Source organism: Rathayibacter sp. PhB186 (assembly GCF_003751825.1).
In the GTDB taxonomy this organism is placed as follows: Bacteria; Actinomycetota; Actinomycetes; order Actinomycetales; family Microbacteriaceae; genus Rathayibacter; species Rathayibacter festucae.
This window is the reverse complement of sequence record NZ_RJKO01000005.1, coordinates 318,568-344,709: the sequence shown is the minus strand read 5'-3', so window position 1 is coordinate 344,709 and position 26,142 is coordinate 318,568. Positions and strand designations below refer to the sequence as shown.

The window sequence follows — 26,142 nt, the reverse complement described above, 5'->3', positions numbered from 1 at the left end:
ACCGCGACCCCTCCATCGTCCAACCACAACGAGCCAGCCACAAGATCCTTTCCCCGCCCTGCGCTGGCGCCGAAGGCGCCCCCTCCGCTCGATACACCCGCTGTGCGGGCTACTCGATCGGCATGAGCACTGAATGCCGCAGCACCTGCATGCTGGTCGAGTAGCCCCGCAGGGGCGTATCGAGACCCACGCTCCAGAAAGATCGGGAGACGGAGGAAGCCCCGCCACCCGCCTCGTGGAGGCGCGTGCGGGGCTTCGGTCGCAGTGCTGTGGCGAGTGAGGGATTCGAACCCCCGAAGGCTACGCCGTCTGATTTACAGTCAGATCCCTTTGGCCGCTAGGGTAACTCGCCGTCGCGCACCCGACCGGGAGTCAAGCTCTCGACCGAAGGCGCTGGACAAGGATACCCACGCGCTCCCCGGATCGGAAATCGGCCTCAGCCCGCCGCCGCGGCGTAGCGGGACGCCGCCTCGGCGACCTTGCCCGCGTAGCTCGTCGCCGGGTTGTAGGCCGCGATCGCGTCGCGCCAGCCGGACTGCGTGGTGAGGTCGCCGCCCGCCTGGCAGAGGTAGCGCGCCGCGGTGACCGCCTGCTGGTCGACGTTCTGCGGGTCCCAGCCGCTCGATGCCCAGCGCATCCAGGTGGCGGGGATGATCTGCAGCGGGCCCATCGCACGATCGGTCTCGGGGTCGCCGTCGAGCGCGCCGCCGTCGTTGTCCTCGACGCGGTCGAACCGCGTGCCGTCCAGCGAGGGTCCGTAGATCGGCTCGGTCGGGCGGCCGTCCTCGCCGAGCTCGCCGCCGAAGATCGTGCCGTGCCGGCTCTCGACGTAGCCGATGCCGGCGAGCGTCGCCCAGTCCAGTCCGCAGCCGGGATCGACGGAGGAGGTGAGCAGCGCCGCGCCCGCGTAGGCGGTGAGCGCGCGGACGGGGATCCCGCTGCCCTCGGCGGTGCCCGCCAGCCAGTCCTCGCTCGTGAGCCGTCGCACCGGAGTCGCCGCCGTCTCCTCGGGGTCCTTCAGCAGGGCCGGGTCGGCCGCGGCGGGCGCGGCGGCGGCCGGTGGCACGGTCACGAGTCCGTCCTCGTACTCCACCGCGGGCTCCGCGGGGCGGGTGCAGCCGACGAGCACGAGACCGACGAGCGGCAGGATCAGCAGGGCGGGGAGGCGGCGCACCGTCCCTTCGTACCAGGCGCGCCTCCGGATCGGCCCGGCGGAGGCGCGAAAGCTAAGCTCGGAGGCATGGCAGATTCAACGTTCGACGTCGTCAGCAAGGTCGACAAGATGGAGGCGGAAAACGCCCTCAACCAGGCCCACAAGGAGGTCGAGCAGCGCTACGACTTCAAGAACGTCGGCGCCTCGATCGCGTGGAGCGGCGAGAAGATCCTGATCAAGGCGAACACCGAGGAGCGGGCGAACGCCATCCTCGACGTCTTCCAGACCAAGCTGATCAAGCGCGGCATCAGCCTCAAGAGCCTCGACTCCGGCGAGCCCTTCGCCTCGGGCAAGGAGTACCGCATCGAGTCGACGCTCAAGGACGGCATCGACCAGGAGCAGGCGAAGAAGATCAACAAGCTGATCCGCGACGAGGCCCCCAAGTCGGTCAAGTCGCAGATCCAGGGCGACGAGCTCCGCGTCTCGTCCAAGAGCCGCGACGACCTCCAGGCGACGATGGCGCTGCTGCGCGGGGCCGACCTCGACCTCGACCTCCAGTTCGTCAACTTCCGCTGAGGGATGTCGCACTCCGAGAGCACGCAGACCCGCCGCGGCATCGACGCCCCCGATGCTCGGGGCCGCACCGGCCTCGACCGCGAGGGCTACGACCTGACCGGCAACCCCGACGTGGTCGTGAAGTCGGTGACCCTCCTCTCCAGCCACTGGTACGTCCTGCGCACCACCGAGTTCGAGTACCGGCACCGCGACGGCCGCTGGACCACCGAGCACCGCGAGACCTACGACCGCGGCAACGGCGCGGCCGTGCTGCTCTACGACCTCGAGGCGCGCTCCGTCGTGCTCGTGCGGCAGTTCCGCTACCCCACCTACGTCAACGGCAACCTCGACGGCATGCTGCTCGAGGTGCCGGCGGGTCTGCTCGACGAGGACGGTCCGGAGGAGGGCGCGCGCCGCGAGGCGTCCGAGGAGACCGGCCTCGAGGTCGGCCGGCTCGAGCACGTCTTCGACGCGTACATGAGCCCCGGCTCGATCACCGAGATGCTGCACTTCTACGCCGGCCCCTACCGCGCCGGCTCGAGCGACGGCGTCTACGCCGGGCTCGCGGACGAGGGTGAGGACACCGAGCTCGTCGAGCTGTCCTTCGACGAGGCCCTCGCGCAGATCGGCGTCCAGATCATCGACGCGAAGACGATCATGCTGCTGCAGTGGGCGGCCCTGAGCGGCCCCTTCTCGCGCTGACGCCGGGCGCCATATCGCGCCGAGGCGGGACAGCCATGGTGATCGAGTAGCCAGCGGAGCGGGCGCATCGAGATCCACCGGCGCCAGAGGATGAGCCTTCAGGCCCGCCCTGCGGAGGACGGCGGGTCTCGGTACGCCCCGGCGGGGCTACTCGACCAGCATGAATCTCCTGCTGACCGAGCAGCCCCGGAGAGAGCGCGACTCATGCTGATCGAGTAGCCCTCGAAGCGGGCGTATCGAGATCCACCGTCGTTCGGAGTCCGGGTCTCGAGACGCCGCTTCGCGGCGGCTCGACCAGAAGAGGCTCTTCGAGCGCCGTCCGGTCAGGCCGTGTACGCCCGCAGCGCGTCGCCGGTACGGGTCTGCGCACCGGCGACGAGGTCGGCCGGCGTCCCCTCGAAGACGATCGACCCGCCGTCGTGCCCCGCCCCGGGACCGACGTCGATGATCCAGTCGGCGTGCGCCATCAGCGCCTGGTGGTGCTCGATCACGATCACCGAAGAGCCGGAGTCGACGAGGCGGTCGAGCAGGCCGAGCAGGTTGTCGACGTCGGCCAGGTGCAGGCCGGTCGTCGGCTCGTCGAGGATGTAGACCGAGCCCTTCGAGGCCATGTTGATCGCGAGCTTCAGCCGCTGCCGCTCGCCGCCGGACAGCGTGTTCAGCGGCTGCCCGAGGGTGAGGTAGCCGAGCCCCACGTCCACGAGGCGGGCCAGGATCGTGTGCGCCGGCCCGGAGCCGAAGAACTCGGCCGCCTCGACGATCGGCATCGAGAGCACCTCGTGGATGTTCTTCCCGCGCAGCCGGTACTCGAGCACCTCCGCGGTGAACCGCTTGCCCTCGCACTCCTCGCAGATCGACGAGACGGTCGCCGCCGGGCCGAGTTCGGTGAAGATCAGCCCCGCGCCCTTGCAGACCGGGCAGGCGCCCGCGGAGTTCGCACTGAACAGGGCCGCCTTGACGCCGTTCTCCTTCGCGAAGGCGGTGCGGATCGCATCGAGCACGCCGGTGTAGGTGGCGGGGTTGCTGCGCCGCGAGCCGCGGATCGGCGACTGGTCGGCGACGATCACCCCCGGCCGCTTCGCCAGCGAGCCGTGGATGAGCGAGGACTTCCCCGACCCGGCGACGCCCGTGACGACGGTGAGCACCCCGAGCGGCACGTCGACGTCGACCCCGCGCAGGTTGTGCGTCGAGGCCCCGCGGATCTCCGCGACGCCCGTGCGCCGGCGCACCTCGCTCTTGAGCGGCACCCGGTGGTCGAGGTGGCGCCCGGTGAGGGTGTCGGATCCGCGCAGCGCCTCGACCGAGCCCTCGAAGCGGATCTCGCCGCCGTGCGAGCCGGCCCGCGGCCCGAGGTCGATGACGTGGTCGGCGACCGCGATGATCTCCGGCTTGTGCTCGACGACGAGCACGGTGTTGCCCTTGTCGCGGAGCCGCCGCAGCAGCTCGATCACCCGCGAGACGTCGTGCGGGTGCAGCCCGGCGGTCGGCTCGTCGAAGACGTAGGTGATGTCGGTGAGGCTCGACCCCAGATGCCGCACCATCTTCACCCGCTGCGCCTCGCCGCCGGAGAGCGTCCCGGACTCGCGGTCGAGCGAGAGGTAGCCGAGCCCGACCTGCACGAGCGCGTCCAGCGTGCCCAGCAGCGCCTCGACGATCGGCGCGACGGAGGGGTCGCGCACCCCGCGCAGCCACTCCGCGAGGTCGGTCGCCTGCATCGAGGAGCACTCGGCGATGTTCCGGCCCTCGATCAGCGAGCCCAGCGCCGCGCGGGTGAGCCGCGCTCCCCCGCACTCCGGGCAGGGGCCGAAGGCGGCCACCCGCTCGGCGAAGGCCCGGATGTGTGCCTGAGCCGCCTCCTTCGCGAGGTACAGGCGAGTGACCTTGACCACGAGGCCCTCGTAGGTCATGTTGATGCCGGCGATCGGCATCTTGACGGCCGGCTTGTACAGGAAGTCCTCGAGCTGCTGCGGAGTGAAGTCGGCGATCGGCACGTCGGCGGGATAGAGCCCTGATTCGGCGAGGCTCTTCCAGTACCAGCCGCCGACGACGAAGTTCGGGATCGCGTCGAGCGCGCCGCCCTCGAGCGACTTCGAGCGGTCGAGCAGCGAGTCGAGGTCGATGTCGGAGACTCGGCCGGTGCCCTCGCAGCGCGGGCACATGCCCTCGGGCAGGTTGAACGAGAACGCCCCGCTGGTGCCCACGTGCGGATCGCCGATCCGGCTGAAGAGGATGCGGAGCATCGTGTACGCGTCGGTCGCGGTGCCGACGGTGGAGCGGCCGTTCGCACCCATCCGCTCCTGATCGACGACGATCGTCGCCGACAGCCCGTCGAGAGACTCGACGTCCGGCCGGGCCGGCGAGCCCATGAACTGCTGCAGGAACGCGGAGTAGGTCTCGTTGATCAGCCGCTGCGACTCGGCCGCGATCGTGCCGAAGACCAGCGAGGACTTGCCGGAGCCCGAGACGCCGGTGAACACCGTGATCCGGCGCTTCGGGATGTCGACGTCGACGCCGCGCAGGTTGTTCTGCCGGGCTCCGCGCACCCGGATGACGTCGTGCGGGCTGCTGCCGGGACTCGGCGCGGGCAGGTCGGGCATCGTCATCGGGTCTCCGTCCGTCAGCGGTGCCCGAAGCCTAGAGGAGGCCTCCGACGTCCGGGAGACGCTGAGGGCGACCGGGCCGGAAGGGCCTCCTCAGCACCGCGGTCTGGTGCTCACTGGTCGTGGCCGGCCCACGCGACAGTGCGGGTGCTCTGCTGCCAGGGCTTGTCCGTGGGCCAGGTGCGCAGGGTGATGGTCTGCGGATTCGGCATCGGCCGGTCGAAGGTGACGCGGAAGGCGCCGGTCACGTCGGTCGCGACCGAGGGCAGCGCTGGGTCCTCGCCGAGGCGGAGCTGGACGCTCTGACCGGCGGGGACGACGCCCTCGATGCCGGTCGCGGTGAGGTGGAGGATGCGGATCGGCGAGCCCTCGACGCTCTCCGGGATCCGGGCCGGGACGGTCGGTCCGCCGTCCAGGACGATGCGCTCGGCGATCGTGTGGTCCTTGAACGTGGCGACGAGACGGGTGCTGCCACCGGGCGCATCCGGTCGCGCGGTCAGGGTGAAGTGCCCGTCCGCCGCGGTGACCGGATCGGAAACAGGGAGTCCGTTCTTGTCGGCGTCGGTGCTGTCCTGGGGCATGGACTGCAGCTGCACGACCGCGCCCGCGGTGACGGTGCCGATCACGGTGCGGCCCTCGACCCGGAGGTCGGGTCCCCACTCGACGACGGGCTCGGGCTTCGCCTTCCCCGTCGTCGTCACGGTGACGGTCTTGCCGGTGCTCGCGAACCCGCCCGTGTCGGTCGTCGAGGAGTACAGCTCGTAGGTCGCGCTCGTCCCCGGTTCCTGGAAGCCCTTCTCGTTGCGGCAGACCCAGAGTCCGACCGTGTTGACCTTCGTCGCCCCACAGACGAGGGCGTGGGTGTTCGGGTTCCAGATCTGCACGAACGAGCCCGGCGTTCCTGTCCCGGTGAACGAGGTCACCGAGTCGACGGTCGCCGCAGCTGCGGGCGCGGTGAAGCCCCAGTCCCGCTGCACCTTCGTCACGGTGGCGAGCACTTTCTCCTCGGTCACCATCGGCGTCGCGAACGCGTTCTTCGACGGCGCCCACAGCGGCAGCGCGTCGAGTGCGTGCCGGTAGCGGCTCTGCATGGTCGTCCGGATCGAGCCCAGCGGGGTCGTGAACTCGTCCACGTGCACGGGGGTCGGGTCGGTCGTGGGCAGGGCGTCGAGGTCGACGTGGTGCTTGAACCCGTTGATCGACACGCCCCCGTTCTCGTTCATCGTGTCCGCCCACTTCTTGCGGAACTCGGTGAACACGGCACCGTTGTTGTACACGTCCAGCAGAGCATCCAACCCCTGGTCCAGACTGAGCACCCCCGCTTCTGCGATCCGGGCGAGCTCTTGATCGGTCGCCTCCCGGATCAGGCGCTTCTGCTCCTGACCGTCCCCGGGGCCACCGCCGGTCGTGAGGTCCTCGCCCGCGCTGAGCTGCTCCAGATCCACCTTCGTCTGCAGATAGTCGGCCCGGTAGCGGGCCTCCTCCATCCGGTCCGAGACCGCGTCGCGCATCGCGTCGGCCATCGCACCCGCTTGCTTCTCCAGCGACGGCAGCGCCCAGTCCTTGAACGCGATCGCCATCTGCTGGCCCGCATCCATCGCCCCTTCAACGGGCGACGTGCGCGACCAGATCGACGCCGCCGTGTACAGGATCATCAGCGGTGCCAGCTCCGGGATCGCGCTCGCCACCAACCCCACCATCGAGAAGATGTAATCCGTCGAGCTGCCACCCTGATTGAACGCGATCGTCGACGTGATGAACCCGACCACCGCGCCCGCACCACCGACCGTCGTCGCGATCCGCGACCCCAGCATCGGCGCGATCGTCGTGACGATGTCCGCCGTCGTGTTCGTGATCGACAGCGCACTCACATCCCCCTGCATCAACCCCAGAACATCCAGCCCGATGCCCGCCGCGCTCAGCGAGTCCGACCCCGCGAGGAACCGGAACGACGCCCGCTCCAACCCCGACACGACCTTCGGATACCGCGCCCACACCCCCGACGCCAGCCCCGGCCCGTGCACCTGCCGGATCGCATCCCCCACCGGATCCGCCAGCACCCGCCGCTGCACCGCCCGCGGACCCTCGAACGCCGACCCCACCTCCGCCGCCACCCGCGCCGTGAAGGCCGCCGCGTCCTCCTGGGACGGACGCCGGTGCGCCGTGACCGCGCACGTGAGGCACGACTCCCCCGAGCGCGCCCCGAGTCGGTCCTCGGACCCGCCGGGTGAAGCGGACCGGCTCGTCGCCCCCGCCGGCGCGGCAGGCGGAGAATCGGGCGGCTCCGGCGCCTCCCACGTCCCTCTCATCGGCACGACGTCGGTCCGACCCCGCAGATCGGGCGCCTCCCAGTCGGCGAAGCCGTGATGGACGGTGACATCGAGCGTCGTCAGCAGCTCTCCCTTGAGCTCGAACGTGCTGGCGTTGTACTCGGGGCGCGTCACGACGCCCCGCTCGCGCGCGAAGGTGAGCTCGGTCGGCGGATGCAGGGCCATGCTCAACCGGGCCGCCGCGGTGCGGCGCCAGGCCTCCCGCTGCGCCGCCGGAGTGCCGGCGGCGAGAGACCTGTCCGTCGCATGCCTCTGAGCCCGCAGGAACCACGGATCCACGCCGATCGAGGGGAACTCCTCCGTCGTGAACACCGGCGCTTCACCCTTCGGGCCGCGCGACGTGAGCACCGCCCGCGCCTCCGTCAACCCGCGTGGACCCCCGTGCGCGAACACCTCCGTCAAGTTCTCCTGGATCTCACCGTCACCGTCCGCGGAACCGGTCAGCGGCCACCTCGTCCACTCGGGTGTGAGGACCCAGATCTCGCCCGTCGGCTCGGCTCCCGCCGCCGCCGCCACCGCGTGCATGAGCTCGTGGTGCACGGCCGTCGCGGTGCTCAGGATCCGGCCCTCCCCCGAGGCGGGGTCGAACCACATCGACCGTGCCGAGTCCCCCTCCTCCCAGAAGTCCGGGCTCAGGCTGATCATGCTGCCCACTCCCGCGAGGTCGGGGTCGAAGGTCGTCGCCGTCGTCCCGTCGAGCCCGCTGTGGGCGCGTCCCGCGAACACGATCTGCACGTCCGACCTCACCGGCGCGGATCCGTCCGGCCCGGACACGGTCCAGACGGACGTCGCGTCGGGGCCGACGAGATGCGGGATCGCCTTCAGCTCGAGGTCGCCCGTCGGAGTCGCTCGGATGCGATCGAGGACGTCCGAGACCCGATCGACCAGCGTCTGAAAGCGGTCCTCCGACAGCACCGCTCCGTCCGGGTCCATTCCGTTCTCCCGCGTTCGCGCGGACGGGATCATGTCCGTGACGCCGATGCCCGGCGCCACGCGGACGACGCGGTACGGAAGGTCCGACAACGGATGCTTCAGGGTCAGCCCGTCCGCGCCCGGACGGCGGACGTCCACGCGGTGCGTCGGCGCGCTCGCGCCGGGCGGAGGAGGCTGAGTCATCGCCTGTGCCGGCGGTGCCAGCAGCGCGGCCAGCAGTGTCAGGACCACGACCACGGCTGCCGTCCTCGCTCGCTTCGTCCGACCCTCGACCCCTGCTCGTGCGCTCATCCCAGGGACGGTAGCGATCCCTGGGAGTCCACGGCGGGCCTGCTCGGCGTCCTGGCGCGCGGCGCACGCACGGAAGGGCCCCCGGATCGCTCCGGAGGCCCTTCGACGGCGGACGTCAGCTCGAGACGGTCTCGCCGCGCGAGATCGAGATCATGTCCTCGCGCGGGACGACCTTCACGCGCACGCGGCCCTGCGGAGCACCGAGCGCCTGCTCGTGCTCGTCGAGGCGGTGCCAGCCGTCGAGGTCGGTGTAGGCGACGCCGCGCTCCTCGAGCAGGGCGACGACCGCCGACTCCTCGGGGTGCGCCGGGGTCCACCAGGACGCCTGGTCGTTGAGCACGTGCCCGACGGTCTCCATCGCGTCCGACTTGGTGTGCCCGATCAGGCCGACCGGTCCGCGCTTGATCCAGCCGGTGGCGTAGACGCCGTGCACCGGCTCGTCGTTGTCGTCCAGCACCTGGCCCTCGCGGTTCGGGATGACGCCGCGCATCTCGTCGAACGGCAGGCCGTCGAGCGGGGAGCCGAAGTAGCCGACGGCGCGGTAGACGGCCTGGACCGCGATCTCGCGGATCTCACCGGTGCCGCGGGTGCCGCCCTCGCCGTCCGGCTCGGTGCGCTCGTAGCGGATGGCCGAGACGCGGCCGGTGCCGTCGTCGACGAGCTCGAGCGGCTTGGCCCAGAAGTGCAGGTGCAGGCGGCGCGAGGCCGAGCCGACCTCGCGGGTGCGCCACTGGTTCAGCACCCGGTTGATCACCATGACCTGCTTGTTCGTCTCGATGGCGGCCTGCGAGGCGGCGTCGAGCACGAAGTCCTCGTCGGCGACGATCATGTCGACGTCGCGCAGCTCGCCGAGCTCGCGCAGCTCGAGCGGAGTGAACTTGACCTGCGCCGGTCCGCGGCGGCCGAAGACGTGCACGTCGGTGACGGGCGAGGCGGCCAGCGCGTCGTAGACGTTCGGCGGCACCTCCGTGGGCAGCAGGTCCTCGGCGTGCTTCGCGAGCATCCGCGAGACGTCGAGCGCGACGTTGCCGTTGCCGATCACGGCGACGGAGGAAGCCTCGAGCGGCCAGGTGCGCGGGACGTCGGGGTGGCCGTCGAACCAGCTGACGAAGTCGGCGGCGCCGTAGGAGCCCTCGAGCTCGACACCGGGGACGTCCAGAGGCGCGTCGCGGATCGCGCCGGTCGAGAAGATGACGGCGTTGTAGTGCCGCTTGAGGTCCTCGAGCGTGATGTCGGTGCCGAAGTGCACGTTGCCGAAGATGCGGATGTCGCCGCGGTCGAGCACCTCGCGGAGCGCGGTGATGATGCCCTTGATCCGCGGGTGGTCGGGCGCGACGCCGTAGCGGACGAGTCCGTAGGGCGCCGGCAGGTGCTCGAACAGATCGATCGAGACGTCGTACTTCTTCTCGGCCTTGATCATGAGGTCGGCGGCGTAGATGCCCGCGGGACCCGCGCCGACGATGGCCAGCCTGAGCTTGGTCATTGCATTCCTCCTGCCGGGGCGCCGAGGCGCGTCTCCGGACTCATTCCTGCGGCGCTCGAATGCGCGCCGCGACGATTCGGTCAGCCGTTGCGGTCGACGACCGTGTCGGCGAAGCGCGTGAGCGCCTTGCGGACCGGCCCGTCGGGCAGCGGGGCGAGAGCGTCGACGGCCTCATCGGCCCAGGCGTGGGCCTCGGCGAGGGTCTGCGCCGTCACGGGGTGGTCGCGCAGCTGCGCGATGGCGTCGGAGATGTCGGCGCTCTGCTCGTCGGTGTGCGCGATCGCGTCGTTCGTGCGGCTGACATAGCTCTCGATCCGGGCCAGCAGCACGGCCGCGTCGCGGTCGGCGGCGGCCCGCTCGCGCAGGCGCAGGATCGGCAGCGTCGAGACGCCGGCGCGGATGTCGGTGCCCGGGTTCTTGCCGGTCTCCTCCGGCTGCGGCGAGAGGTCGATCACGTCGTCGACGATCTGGAAAGCGACGCCGATCTTCTCGCCGAAGACGCGCACCGCCTCCTCGAAGGGCGCGGGCGCCTCGGAGAAGACGACGCCGGTGCGGGCGGCGGCGGCGATCAGCGAGCCCGTCTTGTCGGCCAGGACGCCGAGGTAGTGCTCGACCGGGTCCTCGCCGGTGCCCGGGCCGACGGTCTCGTGCAGCTGCCCGAGCACGAGGCGCTCGAAGGTGTCGGTCTGCAGCCGGATCGCGCGCTCGCCGAGCTCGGTCATCAGCTGATTCGCCCGGGCGAAGAGCAGGTCGCCGGTGAGGATCGCGACGTTGTTGCCCCAGACGGTCTGCGCCGACGGCACGCCGCGGCGCTTCTCCGCCTCGTCCATCACGTCGTCGTGGTAGAGCGAGCCGAGGTGGGTGATCTCGATGGCCTGCGCGGCGCTGAGCACCTCGGGGGTGTTGCCCCGGCCGAGCTGCGCGGTGAGCAGGGTGAGCATCGGCCGCACCCGCTTGCCGCCCGCCTCGAGCAGGTAGCGCGTCGAGACGTCGGCGACCGCGTCCGCGAAGGACAGCTGCTGGACCATGCCGGCCTCGACCCGCTCCAGCCCGTCGTCGATCGCGCGCGCGAGAGCGCGGTCCGGAGCGGTCGAGAAGATGCGCTCGGAGAGGCCGAGCTGCGCCGTCAGAGACGGACTGCGGCGGGCGACGGGCGCACTGGCGTTCACACTCAAACCCTAACGTCTCGGCCCGGCAGGCCCCTGGGCGCGCATCAGGTCGCCGCGATCGGCTTGATCCCGCGGTGCAGGGCCACGATCCCGGCGGTGAGGTCGCGGTAGGCGACGCGCTCGAAGCCGGCCGCGCGGAGCCAGCCCGCGACGACCTTCTGCTCGGGCCAGGCGCGGATGGAGTCGCCGAGGTAGTCGTAGGCCGGGTCGTTGGAGGAGGCGAGGCCGACGATCACGGGCATGACCTTCGACAGGTAGAAGTCGTAGGCAGCGGCGAGGGGCTTCAGCGGCGGGGTCGAGAACTCGCAGATCACGACGCGGCCGCCGGGCTTGACGACGCGGAAGAACTCGGCGAGCGCCGTCCGCGGCTCGGAGACGTTGCGCAGACCGAAGGAGATGGTGACGGCGTCGAAGGAGTCGTCCTCGAAGGGGAGCTTCATCGCGTCGGCGAGGACGAACTCGATGAGCTCGTTCTCGGCGTGCCGGCGGCGGCCGACCGAGATCATCCCGCGGGAGAAGTCGGCGGCGACGACCTGCGCTCCGGAGCGCGCCAGCGAGGCGCTCGAGGTGCCGGTGCCGGCCGCGACGTCGAGGATCCGCTCGCCCGGCGCCGGGTTGACGGCGCGGGTCGTGGCGATCCGCCAGAGGTGGTCGTTGCCGACGGACAGGACGGTGTTCGTCAGGTCGTAGGCGGGCGCCACCGTGTCGAACATGGCAGCGACCTCGTCGGGCCGCTTGGTGAGGTCTGCCTTTGTCACGATCAACGAGTCTAGGGCGAGGAGCGGAGTGGCGGCTGTGCATCCACTGCCCTTGCACATCCGCTCAGGCGACCGGCGCCGGACCGGCGGAGCCGCGCGGAGGGAGCGGGACGGGGCGGAGGTGCCGGGGCCGCCTTGCTCCGCCTAGCTGCGGCGGCCCCGGACGAGGAAACCGTAGCAGCGGACCCCCGGGCGAGGGTGGTCCCGGCGCACAACGTCTCGCTTTCTGCGGCGGGCGTACTGTGGAGCAGTGACATCGACCGGGGCCGGAGCTCCTCCCCTCCATGCCGAGACGACACCGCTCGACGGCCCGCACGAGCTGATCACCCGCGTCGATCCGCGGCAGCCGCTGCTCTGGCAGCGCGGCGGCGCAGGACTGGCCGGGCTCGGCGAGGCGCTGCGGCTGGAGTTCTCCGGCCCGGATCGCATCCGCGAGGCCTCCGCAGCGTGGCGCGAACTGTCGGCTGCGGCCGTCGTCGCTGATCCGCTCGGCGTCCCGGGCACGGGACTGGTGGCCTTCGGGGCCTTCGCCTTCTCCAGCCGGTCGAGCGCGACGAGCGTCCTGATCGTCCCCCGCGTGGTCATCGGCTCGCGGGGCGGGCGGTCGTGGCTGACCCGCATCGGGACGGCCGACGAGACGGCCGGCTCGACGGCGGTCCCCGCTCCGCTGCCCTTCGGCGACGAGTTCCGCCTCCCCCTCCTCCCCGGTGCGATGACGCCGGACGCGTATCGCGCCGTGGTCGCGTCGGCCGTCGGCTCGATCCGCTCGGGCGCCCTCGAGAAGGTCGTCCTCGCGCGCGACCTGCAGGGACGGCTCCCCCGGGACGCCGACCGCCGTCGGCTGCTCCGTGATCTCGCGAACGGCTACCCGGACTGCTGGACCTTCGCGGTCGACGGCTTCCTCGGTGCCAGTCCCGAGACGCTCGTCGGGGTCGACCACGGCGCGATCACCGCGCGCGTCCTCGCCGGCACCAGCGCGCGCGGCGGCGACGCGGAGGAGGACGCCGCGATCGTGCGCGCCCTCCTGGCGAGCCCGAAGGACCGCTCCGAGCACGCGTTCGCCATCGCCAGCCTGCTGCGCGAGCTGCGGCCGCACACCGGCGCGCTCACGACCACTCCGGAGCCCTTCGCTCTGAAGCTGCCGAATCTGTGGCACCTCGCGACCGACGTCCGCGGGACGCTCGACGACGCCTCGACCGCGCTCGACCTGGTCGACGCCCTGCACCCGACCGCCGCCGTCGCCGGCACGCCGACCGACCGCGCGCTCGCCCTGCTGGAGGAGCTCGAGCCGTTCGACCGCGGCCGCTACGCCGGTCCGGTGGGCTGGATCGACGGCAACGGCGACGGCGAGTGGGCCGTGGGGCTGCGCAGCGCGCAGGTCTCCCCCGACGGCGCGGTCACCGCGTGGGCCGGTGCGGGCATCGTCGCGGACAGCGACCCCGCCACCGAGCTCGCGGAGACGGGCATGAAGTTCCGCCCGATCCTCGACGCCCTGAGCTGACGGCCGCGGCCGCCGGGGCGGGAGATCAGCGCTCGAGCGCGATCTCGACGATGCCCGGGCCCTCGCCCGGCGAGGTGAGGGCCTGCTCCAGCTCGCCGCGGGTGGCGACGAGGCGGTGCGACCAGCCGTAGGCCGTCGCCAGGGACGCGATGTCGACGGTCTGCGGCGTGAACTGCACGCGGTCGAAGGCGTCGGGAGCCGAGCTGGTGGCGACCTCGAGGCCGTCGAAGATGGTGCCGCCGCCGTCGTTCACCACGACGAGCTGCACGCGCGGGCGGCGCTCGCCCGGGGCGAGCAGCAGTCCGCCCGCCTCGTGCAGGAGCGTGAGGTCGCCGAGGACGACGCGGGTGGCGCCTCCCGAGCCCGCGTCGGCGGACTGCGAGGCGACGGCGATGCCGAGAGCGGTCGAGACCGTGCCGTCGATGCCGGCGAGCCCGCGATTGGAGTGCACGGTGATCCGCTTGCCGGGCAGCGAGCCGTCCGCGACGCGGATGAGGCGGGAGGCACCGAAGAGCAGGCGGTCGTGCGGCCAGGTGACGCGCCAGACCGCGGCGACGACGAACTCGCGGGTGAGCGGGGCGCGGATCGCGGTCAGGGCGTTCCGGGCGTAGCCCCGGCGGTCCTCGATCGACATCGAGCCGCCGTCGGGCGCCTCGGGGATCGCGTCGGGGTCGGCGTCGGCCACGAGCGCGCGGCTCGCCGACACCCAGGAGCCGGCCCAGGCGCGCTCCGACCGCTCGGGCCGCGGCGAGTCCTCGGGACGGACGACGGCGAGGGCGCGGACGCTGCGCGCACGGCGGCCGGGGTTGTAGAACTCGCGGCGACCGCGGTCCACGACGATGACCTCGACGTCCTCGCGGCGCAGCAGCTCCGGGACCTCGCGGGAGAGGGTCGGGTGGCCGAGGACGATCGCCCGGCGGACGCGGCCGCCGAACCCGGGCTCGGCGAGGAGGCGTCGCCAGGTGACGACGAGCTGCGGACCGAAGCGAGCCCCGGAGGAGACCTCGGCGAGCAGCGGCCAGTCGCCGGCGCGGGCGAGCGCCTCGGCCTCGGCCCCGGCCTTGTCGCCGGCGATGACGACGGTGAGGGGCTCGAGCGGGCCGGCGGCGATCGTCTCCGGGGCGACCGCGGCCTCGTCCGGGGCCGGTGCGGCGGATCCGGGCTCGGGCACGTCGAAGGCGGGCAGGCGCGAGGACAGCGGGTCGCGGAAGGCCAGGTTGAGGTGCACGGGGCCGCCCGGGCGGAGCGCCGCGGCGTGCGCGCGGTCGGCGAGGGCGCAGGCCGACTCCGCCGGCGTCTGCGCGTCGGGGGCCGCGACGTCCTCGAAGAGGCGGACGGCGCGGCCGAACAGCTCGACCTGGTCGGTGGTCTGGTTGGAGCGGATGCCGCGCAGCTCGCCGGGTCGGTCGGCCGTGAGCACGATCAACGGCACGTCGGACGCGTCGGCCTCGAGCACGGCGGGGTGCAGGTTGGCGGTCGCGGTGCCGGAGGTCGTGATCAGGACGGCGGGCGAACCGGTCTCGAGCGCGAGGCCGAGGGCGAGGAATCCGGCGGAGCGCTCGTCGATCCGGACGTGCAGCCGGATGCGGCCGCGGGTCTCGAGCTCGGCCGCGACGAGCGCGAGTGCCTGGGAGCGGGAGCCGGGTGAGACGACGACGTCGCGGACGCCGAGCGCGACGAAGCGGGTGAGGAGGTCGACCGCGAAACGGGTGGAGGGGGCGACCGGAGCCGCGTCAGGCATCCCGACGGCCAGTGCCGTCCGACTCGCCGGAGTCGTCGAGATCGGCGAGGTCGCGCTCGAGCTGGGCGATGCGCTCGGCCTGCTCGCGCTCCTTCTCCGGGTCGCGCTCGCGGCGGAGGGTGCCGAGGAAGTCGGGGTCGTCGTCCGGAGCCGTGAAACGGCGGCCCTCGGAGCGCTGCTTGCGAGGGCGGCCGATCCAGAACCAGAGGCCCGCACCAATGATCGGCAGCAGGAGGACCACGAGGACCCACGACCACTTGGGGATCGCGCGCACCGAGTGGCGATTGCTCAGGGCGACGTCGATCACGGTGTAGACCGTGAAGACGGCGAGGGCCACGAGCAGGCCGATGAACAGGCGGATCATGGTGTCCAGTGTACGTCCGGGGTCCTCGAAGGAACCGGGCGCACGGATGCTGGACAGGGAGCTCCCGGGGTGCTCACGGACGCGCATGCAGGGGCCGACGTACACTTGCCCGGTGAAACTGAGCCGCGCGGTCGTCGTCTACTCGCTCCTGCGTCTGGCCATGTTCGCCGGCGTCTTCGTGCTGGTGTACCTGCCGGCGCGCTCCTTCGTCGACTCCGAGCTGACGGCGGCGGTGACGGCCGGCTTCGTCGCCGCCATCGCGAGCATGTCGCTCTCCTACATCGTGCTGCGCAAGCCCCGCGAGCGGATCGCCGAGGCCATCTACGAGCGCCGCAAGGAAGTCCCGCGCACGCCCACCGACGACGACATCGAGGACGCCGCGGTCGACGCGGCCCGCGACGGCCGCCCGGGCGCCTGACCCCGCCGCGAGATCGGCCTGCTCACCCCGCCTCTCGGTGAAAGTGGGTCTCGAAACGCCCCTCCGGGGCTGCTCGACCAGCATGAAGAGAGACGTCGCTCGCGCAGCGGGCGACCTTCGCTGATCGAGTAGCGCGCGGAGCGCGCGTATCGAGACCCACCGTCGTCGGCACGGTGGTCTCAGACTCAGCGTCTCGGTGACGGTGGGGGCGGTTTCATACGGTTGTTGCAACGGAGGGGTGGTTGCATGCCGGGTCGTCGGTTGGATGCGGGTGAGCGGGGTCAGATCGCTGTGTTGTTCGCTCGGGGGCTGCGGTTCCCGGAGATCGCGGAGTTGATCAAACGTGATCGGTCAACGGTGTGGCGGGAGCTCAAACGCAACAACGTGTATCGGGGTGCTCACACCGCCGGAATGCTCGCGCGGCATCCTGATCGTCGCCGGTCCGTGGCCTCGGGGACAGGTCCGGGGTTGGGGGGTGAGTACCGGTGGGCGTATTCCGCGTCCGTCGCGCAGCGCAAAGCGGATGAGCGGGCGAAGCGCCCGAAACCACGCAAGCTCATAGCGAGGCGGCCGGCCGCGTCGCCGTTGTTATGGGGTCTGGTCGAGCAGAAGCTGCGCAGCAAGTGGTCCCCGTCGCAGGTGTCTGCTTGGCTGAAGAGCGAGTTCCCTGACCGACCGGAGTATCACGTGTCTCACGAGACGATCTATCAGGCGATCTACTACCAGACCCGCGGAGAGCTGCGCCGAGAACTCGCGCACGAACTGCTGCTGCGCTCAGCACGCGCCTCTCGCCGCCCGCAGTCCCGAGGAGCTAGGGCCGCTCGATCGGGCCGGCTCTGGGCGAAGGACTTCAACATCAGCACCCGCCCCGCCGAGGCCGAAGACCGCGCCGTTCCCGGGCACTGGGAAGGCGACCTCGTGATCGGCGCGCGAGGCACCTCCGCGATCATCACCCTCGTGGAACGCTCCACCCGCTACGTGATGCTCGGCTCACTCCCCGAGGACCGCACCAGCGGAAACGTGACCGCCGTGCTCACCACCCTCATGCACCGACTCCCCGAGCATCTGCGGCGCACCCTCACCTGGGACCAGGGCATCGAGATGGCCCGCCACGCCACCTTCACCCTCGCCACCGACTGCCGCGTGTTCTTCGCCGACCCCCACTCGCCCTGGCAACGAGGATCGAACGAGAACACCAACGGACTCCTGCGCCAATACTTCCCCCGCAGCAGCACCGACTTCCGCACCTACACCCAGACACAACTCGACGCCATCGCCGAAGAACTCAACACCCGCCCCCGCAAAACCCTCGACTGGGCCACCCCCGCCCAACGCCTCGACCAACTCCTCGTTGCAACAACCACTTGACCACAAGGGGTCTCGATACGCCCCTCCGGGGCTACTCGACCAGCGATGGATGCGCGCGACGCGCATGCGGGGTGGGTCAGAAGGCGAGGGCCGCGCCGAGGATCGCGGCGTAGGCGAGGCCGCTCAGGCTGGTCAGCTGCAGGGCGAGGATGAGCTCCTTGGCCGTGCGCGCGGTCAGGGTGATCAGGATGGCCGGCAGGACCGCCAGCAGGACGAAGAGCGTCAGCCAGGCGAGCGGGTAGAACAGCGCCAGCACGACCGCGATCCCGAACGGCACCAGCACGAAGGCGCTGTACATCGCCCGCGCGATGGTCGGGCCGACGACGACCGCGAGGGTCCGCTTGCCGGAGAGCCGGTCCGTCGGGATGTCGCGGATGTTGTTGACCATCAGCACGGCGCAGGCGAACAGGCCCGCGGCGACGGCGCCGAGCCAGGACTCCTGGTTCGCGCGGCCGATCTGCACGAACGTCGTGCCGACGGTGGCGACGAGTCCGAAGAACACGAAGACGAAGAGCTCGCCGAGGCCGAGGTAGCCGTAGGGGCGCCGGCCGCCGGTGTAGAACCAGGCGGCGGCGATCGCCGCGGCGCCGATGATCAGGAACCACCAGAAGCCGGACAGGAAGGTCAGCACGAGGCCCGCGACGCCCGCGATCCCGAAGAAGACCAGCGCGACCGTGAGCACCGCGCGCGGCTTGGCGGCACCCGATCCGGTGAGCCGCGAGGGGCCGACGCGGTTCGCGTCCGTGCCGCGGATGCCGTCGGAGTAGTCGTTGGCGTAGTTCACGCCGATCTGCAGGGCGAGCGAGACGACGAGGCAGAGCAGGGCGCGCACCCAGTGCCAGCCCTCGTCCGTGACCTGCGTCGCTCCGGTGCCGATCAGGACGGGGGCGATCGCGAGCGGGAGGGTCCGCAGCCGGGCTCCGGCGATCCACTCGCGCGGGCCGGCGGGCTGCACGACGACGCGGCGTGGGTCGCCGCCGGGGCGACCGCTCCGGGGCTTCGCCGACGGCTTCTTCTTGCGACTCGAACTCGACACGGAGGGAATCCTACCGAGTGGTCCCTGCCCGTCCCGGGCCGTCGGCCGCCGGGCGACGCGTCGTTCTCCGCCCCCGTCCGGTCCCGTGGTCAGACCGCTCCGTCCGCGGCGAGGCTCTCGAGGGTGCGGCGGTCGGGCTTCCCCGAGGCGAGCAGCGGGATCTCCGCGAGGGCCAGGACCGCCGCCGGGCCGGCCGCTCGGCCGAGCCGCTCGACCACCTCGGAGCGCACCCGCGCCAGGTCTGCGTCCGGCGCGGTCGTCGCGACGACCGGCACCTCGCCCCACTGCGCGTCCGAGCGGCGCACCACGACCGCGTCGGGCAGGAGTCCGTCGCGCAGCACTCGCTCGACCGCGTCCAGCGAGACCTTCTCCCCGCCCGAGACGATCACCCGGTCGAGGCGGCCGGTGACGCTCAGGCGGCCGTCCTCGACGACGCCGGCGTCGCCGGTTCGGTACCAGCGCTCGCCGTCGAGCGAGACGAAGGCGACGGCTGTGCGCTCCGCGTCGAGGTAGCCGTCCGCGTCGAGGTAGCCCTCCGCGAGGGTCGGGCCGCCGAGGAGGACCTGGCCGTCGACGACACGCATCCGCACGTCTCGCAGCGGGACGCCGTCGTAGACGCAGCCGCCGGCGGTCTCGCTCGAGCCGTAGGTGAGCCGGATCCGCACTCCGAGCGCGGCGGCCCGGTCGCGCAGCGTCTGCGGGGTCGACTGGCCGCCGATCAGCAGCGCGTCGAAGGAGGCGAGGACCGCGGCCTCGGCGGGCACGCTCTCCGCGAGGTCGAGCAGCCGGGCGAGCTGCACCGGGACGAGTGACGAGTAGCGCCGCTCCCCCGCGGGCATCGTCCGGGCGAGGGCGAGGAAGGCGGCGGCGTCGAAGCCGCCGGCCGGCAGCACGACCGGGTCGGCGTCGGCGGTCAGCGAGCGGACCAGCACCTGCACTCCCGCCACGTAGTGCGTCGGCAGGCAGAGCAGCCAGCGGCCGGGGCCGCCGAGCTCGGCGAGGGTGGCGGAGGCGCTGGTCAGCAGCGCAGAGGTGGCGAGCGCGACGCGCTTGGGCGGGCCGGACGAGCCGGAGGTCTCGACGACGACGGCGACGCGCTGCGGGACGACCGCGTCCGCCTCGGAGCTCTCCGCCCCCGGGGCCGCGATCCGGACCGCGGGGCCGCTGCCGTCGAGCGCCGCGCGCAGGGCGATGAGCACCTTCTCCGGAGCCGGATCGACGGAGGCGAGCGGGCGGGTCATCGCCGCGCCGCCACCGTCAGAACTGCCACGGGAAGGGCGACCAGTCGGGCGCGCGCTTCTCGAGGAAGGAGTCGCGCCCCTCGACGGCCTCGTCGGTGCCGTAGGCGAGGCGGGTGGTCTCGCCGGCGAAGAGCTGCTGGCCGACCAGTCCGTCGTCGACCGCGTTGAAGGCGTACTTCAGCATCCGGATCGCGGTGGGCGACTTGGTCAGGATCGTCTCGGCCCACTCGAGGGCGGTCGCCTCGAGCTCGGCGTGCGGGGCGACCGCGTTCACGGCACCCATCTCGTAGGCGCGCTGCGCGGAGTACTCGCGGGCGAGGAAGAACACCTCGCGGGCGTTCTTCTGGCCGATCTGGCGGGCGAAGTAGGCGGAGCCGTAGCCGGCGTCGAACGAGCCGACGTCGGCGTCGGTCTGCTTGAAGCGGCCGTGCTCCTCGGAGGCGATCGTCAGGTCGCAGACCACGTGCAGCGAGTGCCCGCCGCCGGCCGCCCAGCCGGGGACGGCGGCGATGACGACCTTGGGCATGAAGCGGATCAGCCGCTGCACCTCGAGGATGTGCAGGCGGCCGTTGCGCGCCGCGTCGATGCCCTCGGCGGTCTCGCCGTCCGAGTAGCGGTAGCCGTCGCGGCCGCGGATGCGCTGGTCGCCGCCCGAGCAGAACGCCCAGCCGCCGTCGCGCGGGCTGGGGCCGTTGCCGGTCAGGATGACGACGCCGATGCGCGGGTTCGTCCGCGCGTCCTCGAGTGCGCGGAACAGCTCGTCGACCGTGCGCGGGCGGAAGGCGTTGCGCACCTCCGGCCGGTCGAACGCGACCCGGGCGATGCGGCCGGAGCGGTCGTGGTGGTAGGTGATGTCCTCGAGACCGTCGAACCCGTCGACCGGCGCCCAGCGGCGCGCGTCGAACAGCTCGGAAACCTGCGTGCTCATGGCCTCGACCCTACTGTCGGGGGCTGGGGGCGGGATCGGGCCGGTTGCGCGAGGCCGCCTCTGCATGCTGGTCGAGTAGCCCGCAGGACGTATCGAGACCCACGGCACCAGGACTGCGGATGACGGGGATCTCGATACGCCCGCTGCGCGGGCTACTCGATCAGCATGAAGTGCGCTCGCTGCGCGGGCTACTCGATCAGCATGAAGTGCGCCCGCTAGGCGGGCTGCTCGATCAGCATGAAGTGCGCCCGCTCCGCGGGCTCCTCCGTCGGCGCCGACCCCGGGGACGCGAAGAGGGACCCAGCGCAGGCGGGGTCCCTCGACGGGTGGTGCGGTGGTGCTACTTCGCGGCGGAGGTGGTGCGGTTCTCGGCCGACACCATCCAGGCGTACTGCTCGAGGCTCTGGATGATCGCGTGCAGGAGGTCGGCGCTCGTCGGGTCCTCGTCGTCCACCTGGTCGTGCACCTCGCGCATGGTGGCGGCGGTGTTCTCGAGGCGGACGGTGATGAGGTCGACGGTCTCGGCGGTGTCGATCTCGCCGTGCGGGTACTCCGGGAGCGTCGTGGTCGCCGCGACGGTGTCGCTGCGGCCGTCCGGGATGCCGTGCAGCGCGCGCATGCGCTCGGCGATGTCGTCGCTGAACTCGCGCGCGGCCTCGATGATCTCGTCGAGCTGGAGGTGGAGGTCGCGGAAGTTCTTGCCGACGACGTTCCAGTGCGCCTGCTTGCCCTGGACGTGGAGCTCGATCAGGTCGACGAGCACGATCTGGAGGCTGTCGAGCAGCTCCTTCGAGGCCTTGAAGCCCTTCTCGGCGTTCTGGCGGCGGCTGGTCTTCGCTCCGGAGCCCGCGGGGGCTTCGACGTGGCGTTCGAGGGTAGTGGTCATGGACCGTTCCTTTCTCTGACAGTGCCGGGATGCGGAAAACCCGACTTCGATTGTGACTCTTTCGGCTGGACGTCGCCCGGACGCGCGGGGTGCGCGACCTGGACGGCGCCGGGACTGCGGGGGCCGGGTACCCGGGGCTAGATCGTCGCGACCGAGCCCGAGTCGACGCGGTAGTTCGAGCCGTTGACGAACGAGGCGCGCTCCGAGCAGAGGAACGCGATGACCGCGGCGACCTCCTCGGGCCGGCCCCGTCGCTTCAGCTCCATGTAGGGCCGCTCCTCGTCGAGGAAGGACGAGATGGCCTCCTCCTTCGAGGTGCCGTTCTCGTCGGCGCGCTTGTCCATCATCGCGTCGGTCATCGGCGTGTGGATGAAGGCCGGCGACACCGCGTTCACGAGCAGGCCCTCGAGGGCGTAGGAGCGGGAGAGGCCCTTGGCGAGCGCCAGCACGCCGGCCTTCGCCGCGCAGTAGGGCAGCTCGTCGTCGTAGGGCTGCACCGCGTCCTCGGAGGCGGTGAGCACGAGGCGGCCCCAGCCTCCGGAGCGCAGGTCGGGCAGGAACTCGCGGACGAGCCGGACGGGGCCGAGCAGGTCGGTCTCGAGCGTGCTGGTCCAGCCCTCGTCGTCGATCTCGTGGAAGAGGCCCTGGGCGCCGGTGACGCCCGCGCACTGCACGAGGATGTCGATCTCGCCGACGGCCTCGGCCGTCCGCTCGTGCAGGGCGGCGAGCTCGGAGACGCTGGTGACGTCGGCGGCGAAGGCGTGCAACGTCCCGTCCGCGGCGCCGAGGCGGGCGGCCGCCTCGTCGAGCTTCCCCTGGTCCTTGTCGCTCAGGACGACGGTGACGCCCTCCGCGAGCAGGAGCTGGGCGGTGTGCCAGCCGATACCGGAGTCGCCGCCGGTGACGAGGGCGGTGCGCCCGGAGATGCCGAGATCCATCTGGTCTTCCTTCCTGCCGCTCCCGGGCACGCCGCGCAGGACGGTCCGGGGTGATGAGTCCGGTCTACGCGCCGCGGCGGGAGCCCCTCAACCGGGTTGCGCGAACCCGTCGCCGGGTCTAGCGGTGCGCCGCGCCGATCGTCGGGGGCCCGGACGCCGCCGTCAGCGCTCGCCGACCTTCTCCGGCGCCAGCTCCTCGATCGTGATCGCGGCGTTGATCAGCGCGAGGTGGCTGAGGCCCTGCGGCAGGTTGCCCCAGAACGCGAGGTCGTCGACGGCCACCATCTCGGACATGATGCCGACGTCGTTCGGCACCGTCTCGACCAGCTCGTCCATCAGCGCGATCGCCTCGTCGTGCCGGCCGACGCAGGCGAGCGCACCGGCGAGCCAGAACGAGCAGGCGACGAACGGGTGCTCCTCGGCCTCCATGCCGGAGTAGCGGAACAGCAGGGCGCCGCGGCCCAGCTCCTTCACCAGCGCGTCGATGGTCGAGACCATCCGCTCACCGCGCTCGTAGCCGCTCGGCGCGTGCAGCAGGACGGAGGCGTCCAGCTCCTCGCTGCCCGGGTACATCACGTAGGAGCCGAGCTCCTCGGACCAGCAGTTCTCCTCGATCCAGTCGCGGATGCGGTCGCGCTCGAAGCGCCAGCGGTCGGGGCTGCCCGCCACCTGGCCGAGCTCGGCGAGGTGCACGGCGGCGTCGAGCGCCTGCCAGCAGCCCATCTTCGAGGAGGTGTAGTGCTGCTCCTCCTCGAGCTCCCACATCCCGGCGTCGCGGTTGCGCCAGAGGTCGCAGGTGGTGTCCGCGATCCGCGCGAGCAGCCGGCCGGTCTCGATGTCGAGGACGTTGCCCTCGTCGACGTAGATGCGGCAGATGTCGAAGAGGTCACCGAAGACGCCGAGCTGCAGCTGGCTCTGCGCGCCGTTGCCGGCGAGGACCGGGCCGATGCCCGCGTAGCCGGGGACGTCGTACTCGGTCTGCTCGGTCGGCAGCGAGCCGTCGAGGCCGTAGAAGATGTGCAGATCCGGGCCGTGCTCCTTGATCGTGCGCAGGAGCCAGGAGAGCGCCGCGTGCGTCTCCTCGCGCAGGCCGAAGCGCACCAGCGCGTGCGCCGTGTACGCGGCGTCGCGCACCCAGGCGAAGCGGTAGTCCCAGTTCTTGCCGCCGTTGGGCGACTCCGGGAGCGAGGTGGTGGCGGCGGCCGCGATCGCGCCGGTGGGTGAGTAGATCAGCAGCTTCAGCGCGAGCGCGCTGCGCTGCACCGCTCCGGCCCAGGGCCCGTCGTAGGAGAACTCGTCGGACCAGGACTGCCAGCTGGCGAGCGTGCGGTCGATCCCGCGGTCGACGTTCACCGCGACCGGGAAGTGCAGGGGCTCGTCGTGCGTCGCCGAGACGACCAGGACGTGCCGCTCGCCGCCCGCGGTCGCGACGAAGCCGCCGGCGAGCTCGTCGCCCGCGCCGGAGGGCGCCGACTCGTCGACCGGTCCGTGGTCCTTCCCGGTGACGCCGATCGTGATGTCGCCGGCCCGGATCAGCGAGCGGCCGTCCGCGTTCTGGATCCAGGGGGAGAAGGTGCCGAGGCCGGTCCCGGGGCGGACGACCCAGCGCATCCGGACCTCGCCGTCGGTGCACTCGACCCGGCGCGCCAGCTCGGCCCACGGCAGGCGCCCGGCGATACCCGTCACCAGCGCGTCGGTCACCGTCACGGTGCCGGACTCGGTGGTGAAGGTGGTCTCGAGCACGTTCGTGTCGCCCAGGTAGCGGCGGGTCGTCTCCGCGGGCTCCTCCGGGGACAGCTCGATGCAGCCGCCGGTCCTCGCGTCGATCAGCGCGGCGAACGCGGGGGTCGAGCCGAGGTCGGGGACGGGCAGCCAGTCGACGCTCCCGTCGCTCGCGATCAGCGCGACGGTGCGACCGTCGCCGATCGCCGCGTAGTCGCGCAGGGGTCTGGTCGCTCGGGGTTGGGCCATGCCCTCACGCTAGGCGGCACGCGGGTCGTCGGCTCGGGCTTGCGAGGTCACCCGGTTGCCGGTACCGGAGGCTCAGGTGGCGGCGACTCCGCCGTAGGCCTGCATCCGCTCCGTGAACTCGGCGCGGTCGCCCTCCTCGAGGATCGCGTTGGCGTAGCCGGCGAGGAACGCGCCGCTGTCCGGCGGCGTCAGCCCGACGTCGTCGAGCATCCGCTCGACCTCTCCGGTGCTGTCCGCACCGAGATCGACGAGGCCGATCTCGATCGCGGGCACGTCCTCCACCGTGGAGTAGGCGGTGACGACCCAGAGCGCGGCGCCCGCCTCCTCGTCGCTCAGATCGCCCTCGTACTCGTAGCCGACCTCGGACCACTCGGCCGGGGTGTCGGCGACGTCGACGGCGTCGAAGCCGAGCGGCGCGACCGCGGCGGTGAACACGTCGACGACCGCCTGCTTGGCGGCGACGGAGCCGAGGTCGGCGTCGGCGTAGCTCGTTGCCGAGATGTAGTCGTAGAGGAGCGACGGGCCGCCGTAGCCGTTCTCCGAGCGCTCGTAGTACTCGTCGTCGGCCGAGGTCCAGCCGTCGAGGACGGTCGACTCGATCGCCGCGACGGCCGCCTCGGACTGCGCGATCGCGGCCTCGGCCGAGGGCTGCGCGAGCACGAAGGCGGCGTCGCCGTCCTGGTAGCCGGGGTAGTCGTAGAGCGGGTCGGCCGGGTCGCCGGCGTCCGGGCCCTCGGTCGCCTCGCCGAACGGCTCGTCGGTGAAGCCGGGCGCCGCGGTCGGCAGGGCGTCGGCGGTCGCGTCGATCGCGGTGCCGATGCCGAGAGCGAGCAGCGTGCCGAGGACGCCGGTGTAGACGACGCCGACGACGATGCTCGCGCCCAGGGCGATCCAGCCGCCGGTGCCGAGTGGCCGCGGGGCCCCGGGGCCGCCGGGCCGGGTGGCGGGGGACATCGGGGGCGGGCTCACGGGTACCTGGCTCATCGCGTCCCTCCGGGGTCGAGCGTCGTCGACGCCAGTCTCGCACGGGGCGGGCGGCCCGCCGTCGCGCCGATGCCCCCTGGGCAGGCGGCGCGCGATGTGCCACTCTGGCCCCGCGCGCCGGAGACGACCGACCGCGGTGGGAGGCGTCGTGAACCGGATCGAAGCGGGCTTCGGAGTGGTGGTCGGCGTGATCGCCGTGGGAGCGATGACGGCGCTCGCCTCGGTCGCGGGAGCGGGAGGCGCTCGGGAGGCGGAGGCCACGGTGCAGACGGTCGCCGTCGCGGAGACGACTCCGCAGGCGGGCGCCGCGGCCGGGTCCGGTCCGAGTGCCGAGACGCCCGCGGGAGTGCCGATCGCCGAGGGGGTCGAGATCTGGAGCACGCCGGCCGCCGATGCCCCGGCCGCCCCGACGGGCACGCCGGTCGACTCCGCGGAGGCCGCCATCGCCGTGGTGCGCCCGCTCGAGGGTCCCGGCGTCGACGCGGGCAGCGAGCGCGCCGTCCGGGTCAGCGCCGAGTCCGTCTACGGCGAGAGCGGCTCACTGCGAGCCGCGGGCGAGGAGATCGCCGCACCGCCCGGGCTCTCCCCCGCCGACGGACTCTGGCTCGTCGGCTACACGGGCGACATCCCGGCGCCGTACACGATGGTTCCGCTGACACTCGACCACCTGGTCTACACGATCGACGCCGCGACCGGCCTCGTGCTCAGCAGCGCGGGTGGCGAGGGCGGACTGCCCGCGGCCTTCGACGACGCGGGCTGAGCGCCGCCCGTCCGGGCCGGTCCGCCCGGCGG

The 26,142-nt window shown here is 72.1% G+C and carries 21 protein-coding genes and 1 tRNA gene; 6 read left to right on the top strand and 16 right to left on the bottom strand.

Annotated features, from left to right (window positions below):
* Window positions 1-270 precede the first annotated feature (270 nt).
* Both EDF45_RS14855 and EDF45_RS14850 read right to left on the bottom strand, forming a co-directional pair.
* A tRNA-Tyr gene (locus tag EDF45_RS14855) sits at window positions 271-352 on the bottom strand.
* An 84-nt stretch (window positions 353-436) separates the two neighbouring features.
* The gene (locus tag EDF45_RS14850; protein ID WP_260312221.1) at window positions 437-1,174 is read right to left on the bottom strand and encodes a hypothetical protein; all 738 of its coding nucleotides are present in this window, start codon (window positions 1,172-1,174) and stop codon (window positions 437-439) included.
* Window positions 1,175-1,240: 66 nt separating this feature from the next.
* Here EDF45_RS14850 and EDF45_RS14845 point away from each other — a divergent pair, with 66 nt between their 5' ends.
* Together EDF45_RS14845 and EDF45_RS14840 are read left to right on the top strand one after the other, a co-directional pair.
* On the top strand, window positions 1,241-1,729 hold the full coding sequence (locus EDF45_RS14845) for a YajQ family cyclic di-GMP-binding protein (protein ID WP_123736800.1): 489 nt from the start codon (window positions 1,241-1,243) through the stop codon (window positions 1,727-1,729).
* Window positions 1,730-1,732: 3 nt separating this feature from the next.
* Window positions 1,733-2,410 (top strand): NUDIX domain-containing protein, encoded by a 678-nt coding sequence (locus tag EDF45_RS14840; RefSeq protein WP_123705333.1) that lies wholly within the window; start codon window positions 1,733-1,735, stop codon window positions 2,408-2,410.
* A gap of 323 nt (window positions 2,411-2,733) precedes the next feature.
* Here the strand turns inward: EDF45_RS14840 and EDF45_RS14835 are convergent, their stop codons facing one another.
* From EDF45_RS14835 to ubiE, 5 genes are all read right to left on the bottom strand, one after another.
* Window positions 2,734-5,007: an excinuclease ABC subunit UvrA gene (locus EDF45_RS14835; RefSeq protein WP_123736831.1), complete on the bottom strand. Its 2,274-nt coding sequence runs from the start codon at window positions 5,005-5,007 to the stop codon at window positions 2,734-2,736.
* Window positions 5,008-5,123: 116 nt separating this feature from the next.
* Complete coding sequence (locus EDF45_RS14830; protein ID WP_148060300.1) at window positions 5,124-8,363, bottom strand: hypothetical protein; 3,240 nt, start codon at window positions 8,361-8,363, stop codon at window positions 5,124-5,126.
* A gap of 316 nt (window positions 8,364-8,679) precedes the next feature.
* Window positions 8,680-10,047, bottom strand: coding sequence for an FAD-dependent oxidoreductase (locus EDF45_RS14825; protein ID WP_123705336.1), 1,368 nt, complete (start codon window positions 10,045-10,047; stop codon window positions 8,680-8,682).
* 80 nt (window positions 10,048-10,127) lie between these two features.
* Window positions 10,128-11,216, bottom strand: a complete 1,089-nt coding sequence (locus EDF45_RS14820; RefSeq protein WP_123736798.1) for a polyprenyl synthetase family protein — start codon at window positions 11,214-11,216, stop codon at window positions 10,128-10,130.
* 44 nt (window positions 11,217-11,260) lie between these two features.
* Window positions 11,261-11,974: a bifunctional demethylmenaquinone methyltransferase/2-methoxy-6-polyprenyl-1,4-benzoquinol methylase UbiE gene (ubiE, locus tag EDF45_RS14815; protein WP_123705614.1), complete on the bottom strand. Its 714-nt coding sequence runs from the start codon at window positions 11,972-11,974 to the stop codon at window positions 11,261-11,263.
* Between the two features lie 250 nt (window positions 11,975-12,224).
* On the opposite strand from ubiE, the gene EDF45_RS14810 reads away from it, so the two are divergent.
* Window positions 12,225-13,475 carry an isochorismate synthase MenF gene (locus EDF45_RS14810; RefSeq protein ID WP_123736797.1) on the top strand — a complete coding sequence of 417 codons (1,251 nt, stop codon included), beginning with the start codon at window positions 12,225-12,227 and terminating at the stop codon, window positions 13,473-13,475.
* A gap of 25 nt (window positions 13,476-13,500) precedes the next feature.
* Here the strand turns inward: EDF45_RS14810 and menD are convergent, their stop codons facing one another.
* The gene (gene menD / locus EDF45_RS14805) at window positions 13,501-15,216 is read right to left on the bottom strand and encodes a 2-succinyl-5-enolpyruvyl-6-hydroxy-3-cyclohexene-1-carboxylic-acid synthase (protein WP_123736796.1); all 1,716 of its coding nucleotides are present in this window, start codon (window positions 15,214-15,216) and stop codon (window positions 13,501-13,503) included.
* Entirely contained in the window at window positions 15,209-15,580 is a 372-nt protein-coding gene (locus EDF45_RS14800) for a PLD nuclease N-terminal domain-containing protein (RefSeq protein ID WP_123447864.1), read from the bottom strand. The genes menD and EDF45_RS14800 overlap by 8 nt, the downstream gene beginning before the upstream one ends.
* Before the next feature lie 112 nt (window positions 15,581-15,692).
* Between EDF45_RS14800 and EDF45_RS14795 the strand changes: the two genes are divergently transcribed.
* Together EDF45_RS14795 and EDF45_RS14790 are read left to right on the top strand one after the other, a co-directional pair.
* Window positions 15,693-15,998 carry a DUF4229 domain-containing protein gene (locus EDF45_RS14795; protein WP_185020202.1) on the top strand — a complete coding sequence of 102 codons (306 nt, stop codon included), beginning with the start codon at window positions 15,693-15,695 and terminating at the stop codon, window positions 15,996-15,998.
* Window positions 15,999-16,244: 246 nt separating this feature from the next.
* Window positions 16,245-17,366 (top strand): IS30 family transposase, encoded by a 1,122-nt coding sequence (locus tag EDF45_RS14790; protein ID WP_123736794.1) that lies wholly within the window; start codon window positions 16,245-16,247, stop codon window positions 17,364-17,366.
* Between the two features lie 76 nt (window positions 17,367-17,442).
* Here EDF45_RS14790 and EDF45_RS14785 read toward each other — a convergent pair whose 3' ends face one another.
* From EDF45_RS14785 to EDF45_RS14755, 7 genes are all read right to left on the bottom strand, one after another.
* Window positions 17,443-18,402, bottom strand: coding sequence for a 1,4-dihydroxy-2-naphthoate polyprenyltransferase (locus EDF45_RS14785; protein ID WP_372487876.1), 960 nt, complete (start codon window positions 18,400-18,402; stop codon window positions 17,443-17,445).
* Window positions 18,403-18,491: 89 nt separating this feature from the next.
* Complete coding sequence (locus EDF45_RS14780) at window positions 18,492-19,643, bottom strand: AMP-binding protein (RefSeq protein WP_123736793.1); 1,152 nt, start codon at window positions 19,641-19,643, stop codon at window positions 18,492-18,494.
* Between the two features lie 16 nt (window positions 19,644-19,659).
* Complete coding sequence (locus EDF45_RS14775) at window positions 19,660-20,571, bottom strand: 1,4-dihydroxy-2-naphthoyl-CoA synthase (RefSeq protein ID WP_123736792.1); 912 nt, start codon at window positions 20,569-20,571, stop codon at window positions 19,660-19,662.
* 340 nt (window positions 20,572-20,911) lie between these two features.
* A complete protein-coding gene (locus tag EDF45_RS14770) occupies window positions 20,912-21,457 on the bottom strand; it encodes a Dps family protein (RefSeq protein WP_123732843.1) in 546 nt (181 codons plus the stop codon).
* A 137-nt stretch (window positions 21,458-21,594) separates the two neighbouring features.
* Complete coding sequence (locus EDF45_RS14765) at window positions 21,595-22,395, bottom strand: SDR family NAD(P)-dependent oxidoreductase (RefSeq protein WP_123736791.1); 801 nt, start codon at window positions 22,393-22,395, stop codon at window positions 21,595-21,597.
* Between the two features lie 162 nt (window positions 22,396-22,557).
* Entirely contained in the window at window positions 22,558-24,366 is a 1,809-nt protein-coding gene (locus EDF45_RS14760) for a glycoside hydrolase family 15 protein (RefSeq protein WP_123736790.1), read from the bottom strand.
* A 72-nt stretch (window positions 24,367-24,438) separates the two neighbouring features.
* The gene (locus EDF45_RS14755) at window positions 24,439-25,335 is read right to left on the bottom strand and encodes a hypothetical protein (protein WP_148060299.1); all 897 of its coding nucleotides are present in this window, start codon (window positions 25,333-25,335) and stop codon (window positions 24,439-24,441) included.
* A 163-nt stretch (window positions 25,336-25,498) separates the two neighbouring features.
* Between EDF45_RS14755 and EDF45_RS14750 the strand changes: the two genes are divergently transcribed.
* Window positions 25,499-26,110 (top strand): hypothetical protein, encoded by a 612-nt coding sequence (locus tag EDF45_RS14750; RefSeq protein WP_148060298.1) that lies wholly within the window; start codon window positions 25,499-25,501, stop codon window positions 26,108-26,110.
* Window positions 26,111-26,142: the final 32 nt, after the last annotated feature.

Bases quoted from the DNA above. Each gene is read 5' to 3' on its own strand.
- EDF45_RS14845 (WP_123736800.1), top strand. From the start codon at position 1,241: ATGGCAGATTCAACGTTCGACGTCGTCAGCAAGGTCGACAAGATGGAG.
- EDF45_RS14840 (WP_123705333.1), top strand. From the start codon at position 1,733: ATGTCGCACTCCGAGAGCACGCAGACCCGCCGCGGCATCGACGCCCCC.
- EDF45_RS14835 (WP_123736831.1), bottom strand. From the start codon at position 5,007: ATGCCCGACCTGCCCGCGCCGAGTCCCGGCAGCAGCCCGCACGACGTC.
- EDF45_RS14825 (WP_123705336.1), bottom strand. From the start codon at position 10,047: ATGACCAAGCTCAGGCTGGCCATCGTCGGCGCGGGTCCCGCGGGCATC.
- menD (WP_123736796.1), bottom strand. From the start codon at position 15,216: ATGCCTGACGCGGCTCCGGTCGCCCCCTCCACCCGTTTCGCGGTCGAC.
- EDF45_RS14800 (WP_123447864.1), bottom strand. From the start codon at position 15,580: ATGATCCGCCTGTTCATCGGCCTGCTCGTGGCCCTCGCCGTCTTCACG.
- EDF45_RS14790 (WP_123736794.1), top strand. From the start codon at position 16,245: ATGCCGGGTCGTCGGTTGGATGCGGGTGAGCGGGGTCAGATCGCTGTG.
- EDF45_RS14780 (WP_123736793.1), bottom strand. From the start codon at position 19,643: ATGACCCGCCCGCTCGCCTCCGTCGATCCGGCTCCGGAGAAGGTGCTC.
- EDF45_RS14775 (WP_123736792.1), bottom strand. From the start codon at position 20,571: ATGAGCACGCAGGTTTCCGAGCTGTTCGACGCGCGCCGCTGGGCGCCG.
- EDF45_RS14770 (WP_123732843.1), bottom strand. From the start codon at position 21,457: ATGACCACTACCCTCGAACGCCACGTCGAAGCCCCCGCGGGCTCCGGA.
- EDF45_RS14765 (WP_123736791.1), bottom strand. From the start codon at position 22,395: ATGGATCTCGGCATCTCCGGGCGCACCGCCCTCGTCACCGGCGGCGAC.
- EDF45_RS14760 (WP_123736790.1), bottom strand. From the start codon at position 24,366: ATGGCCCAACCCCGAGCGACCAGACCCCTGCGCGACTACGCGGCGATC.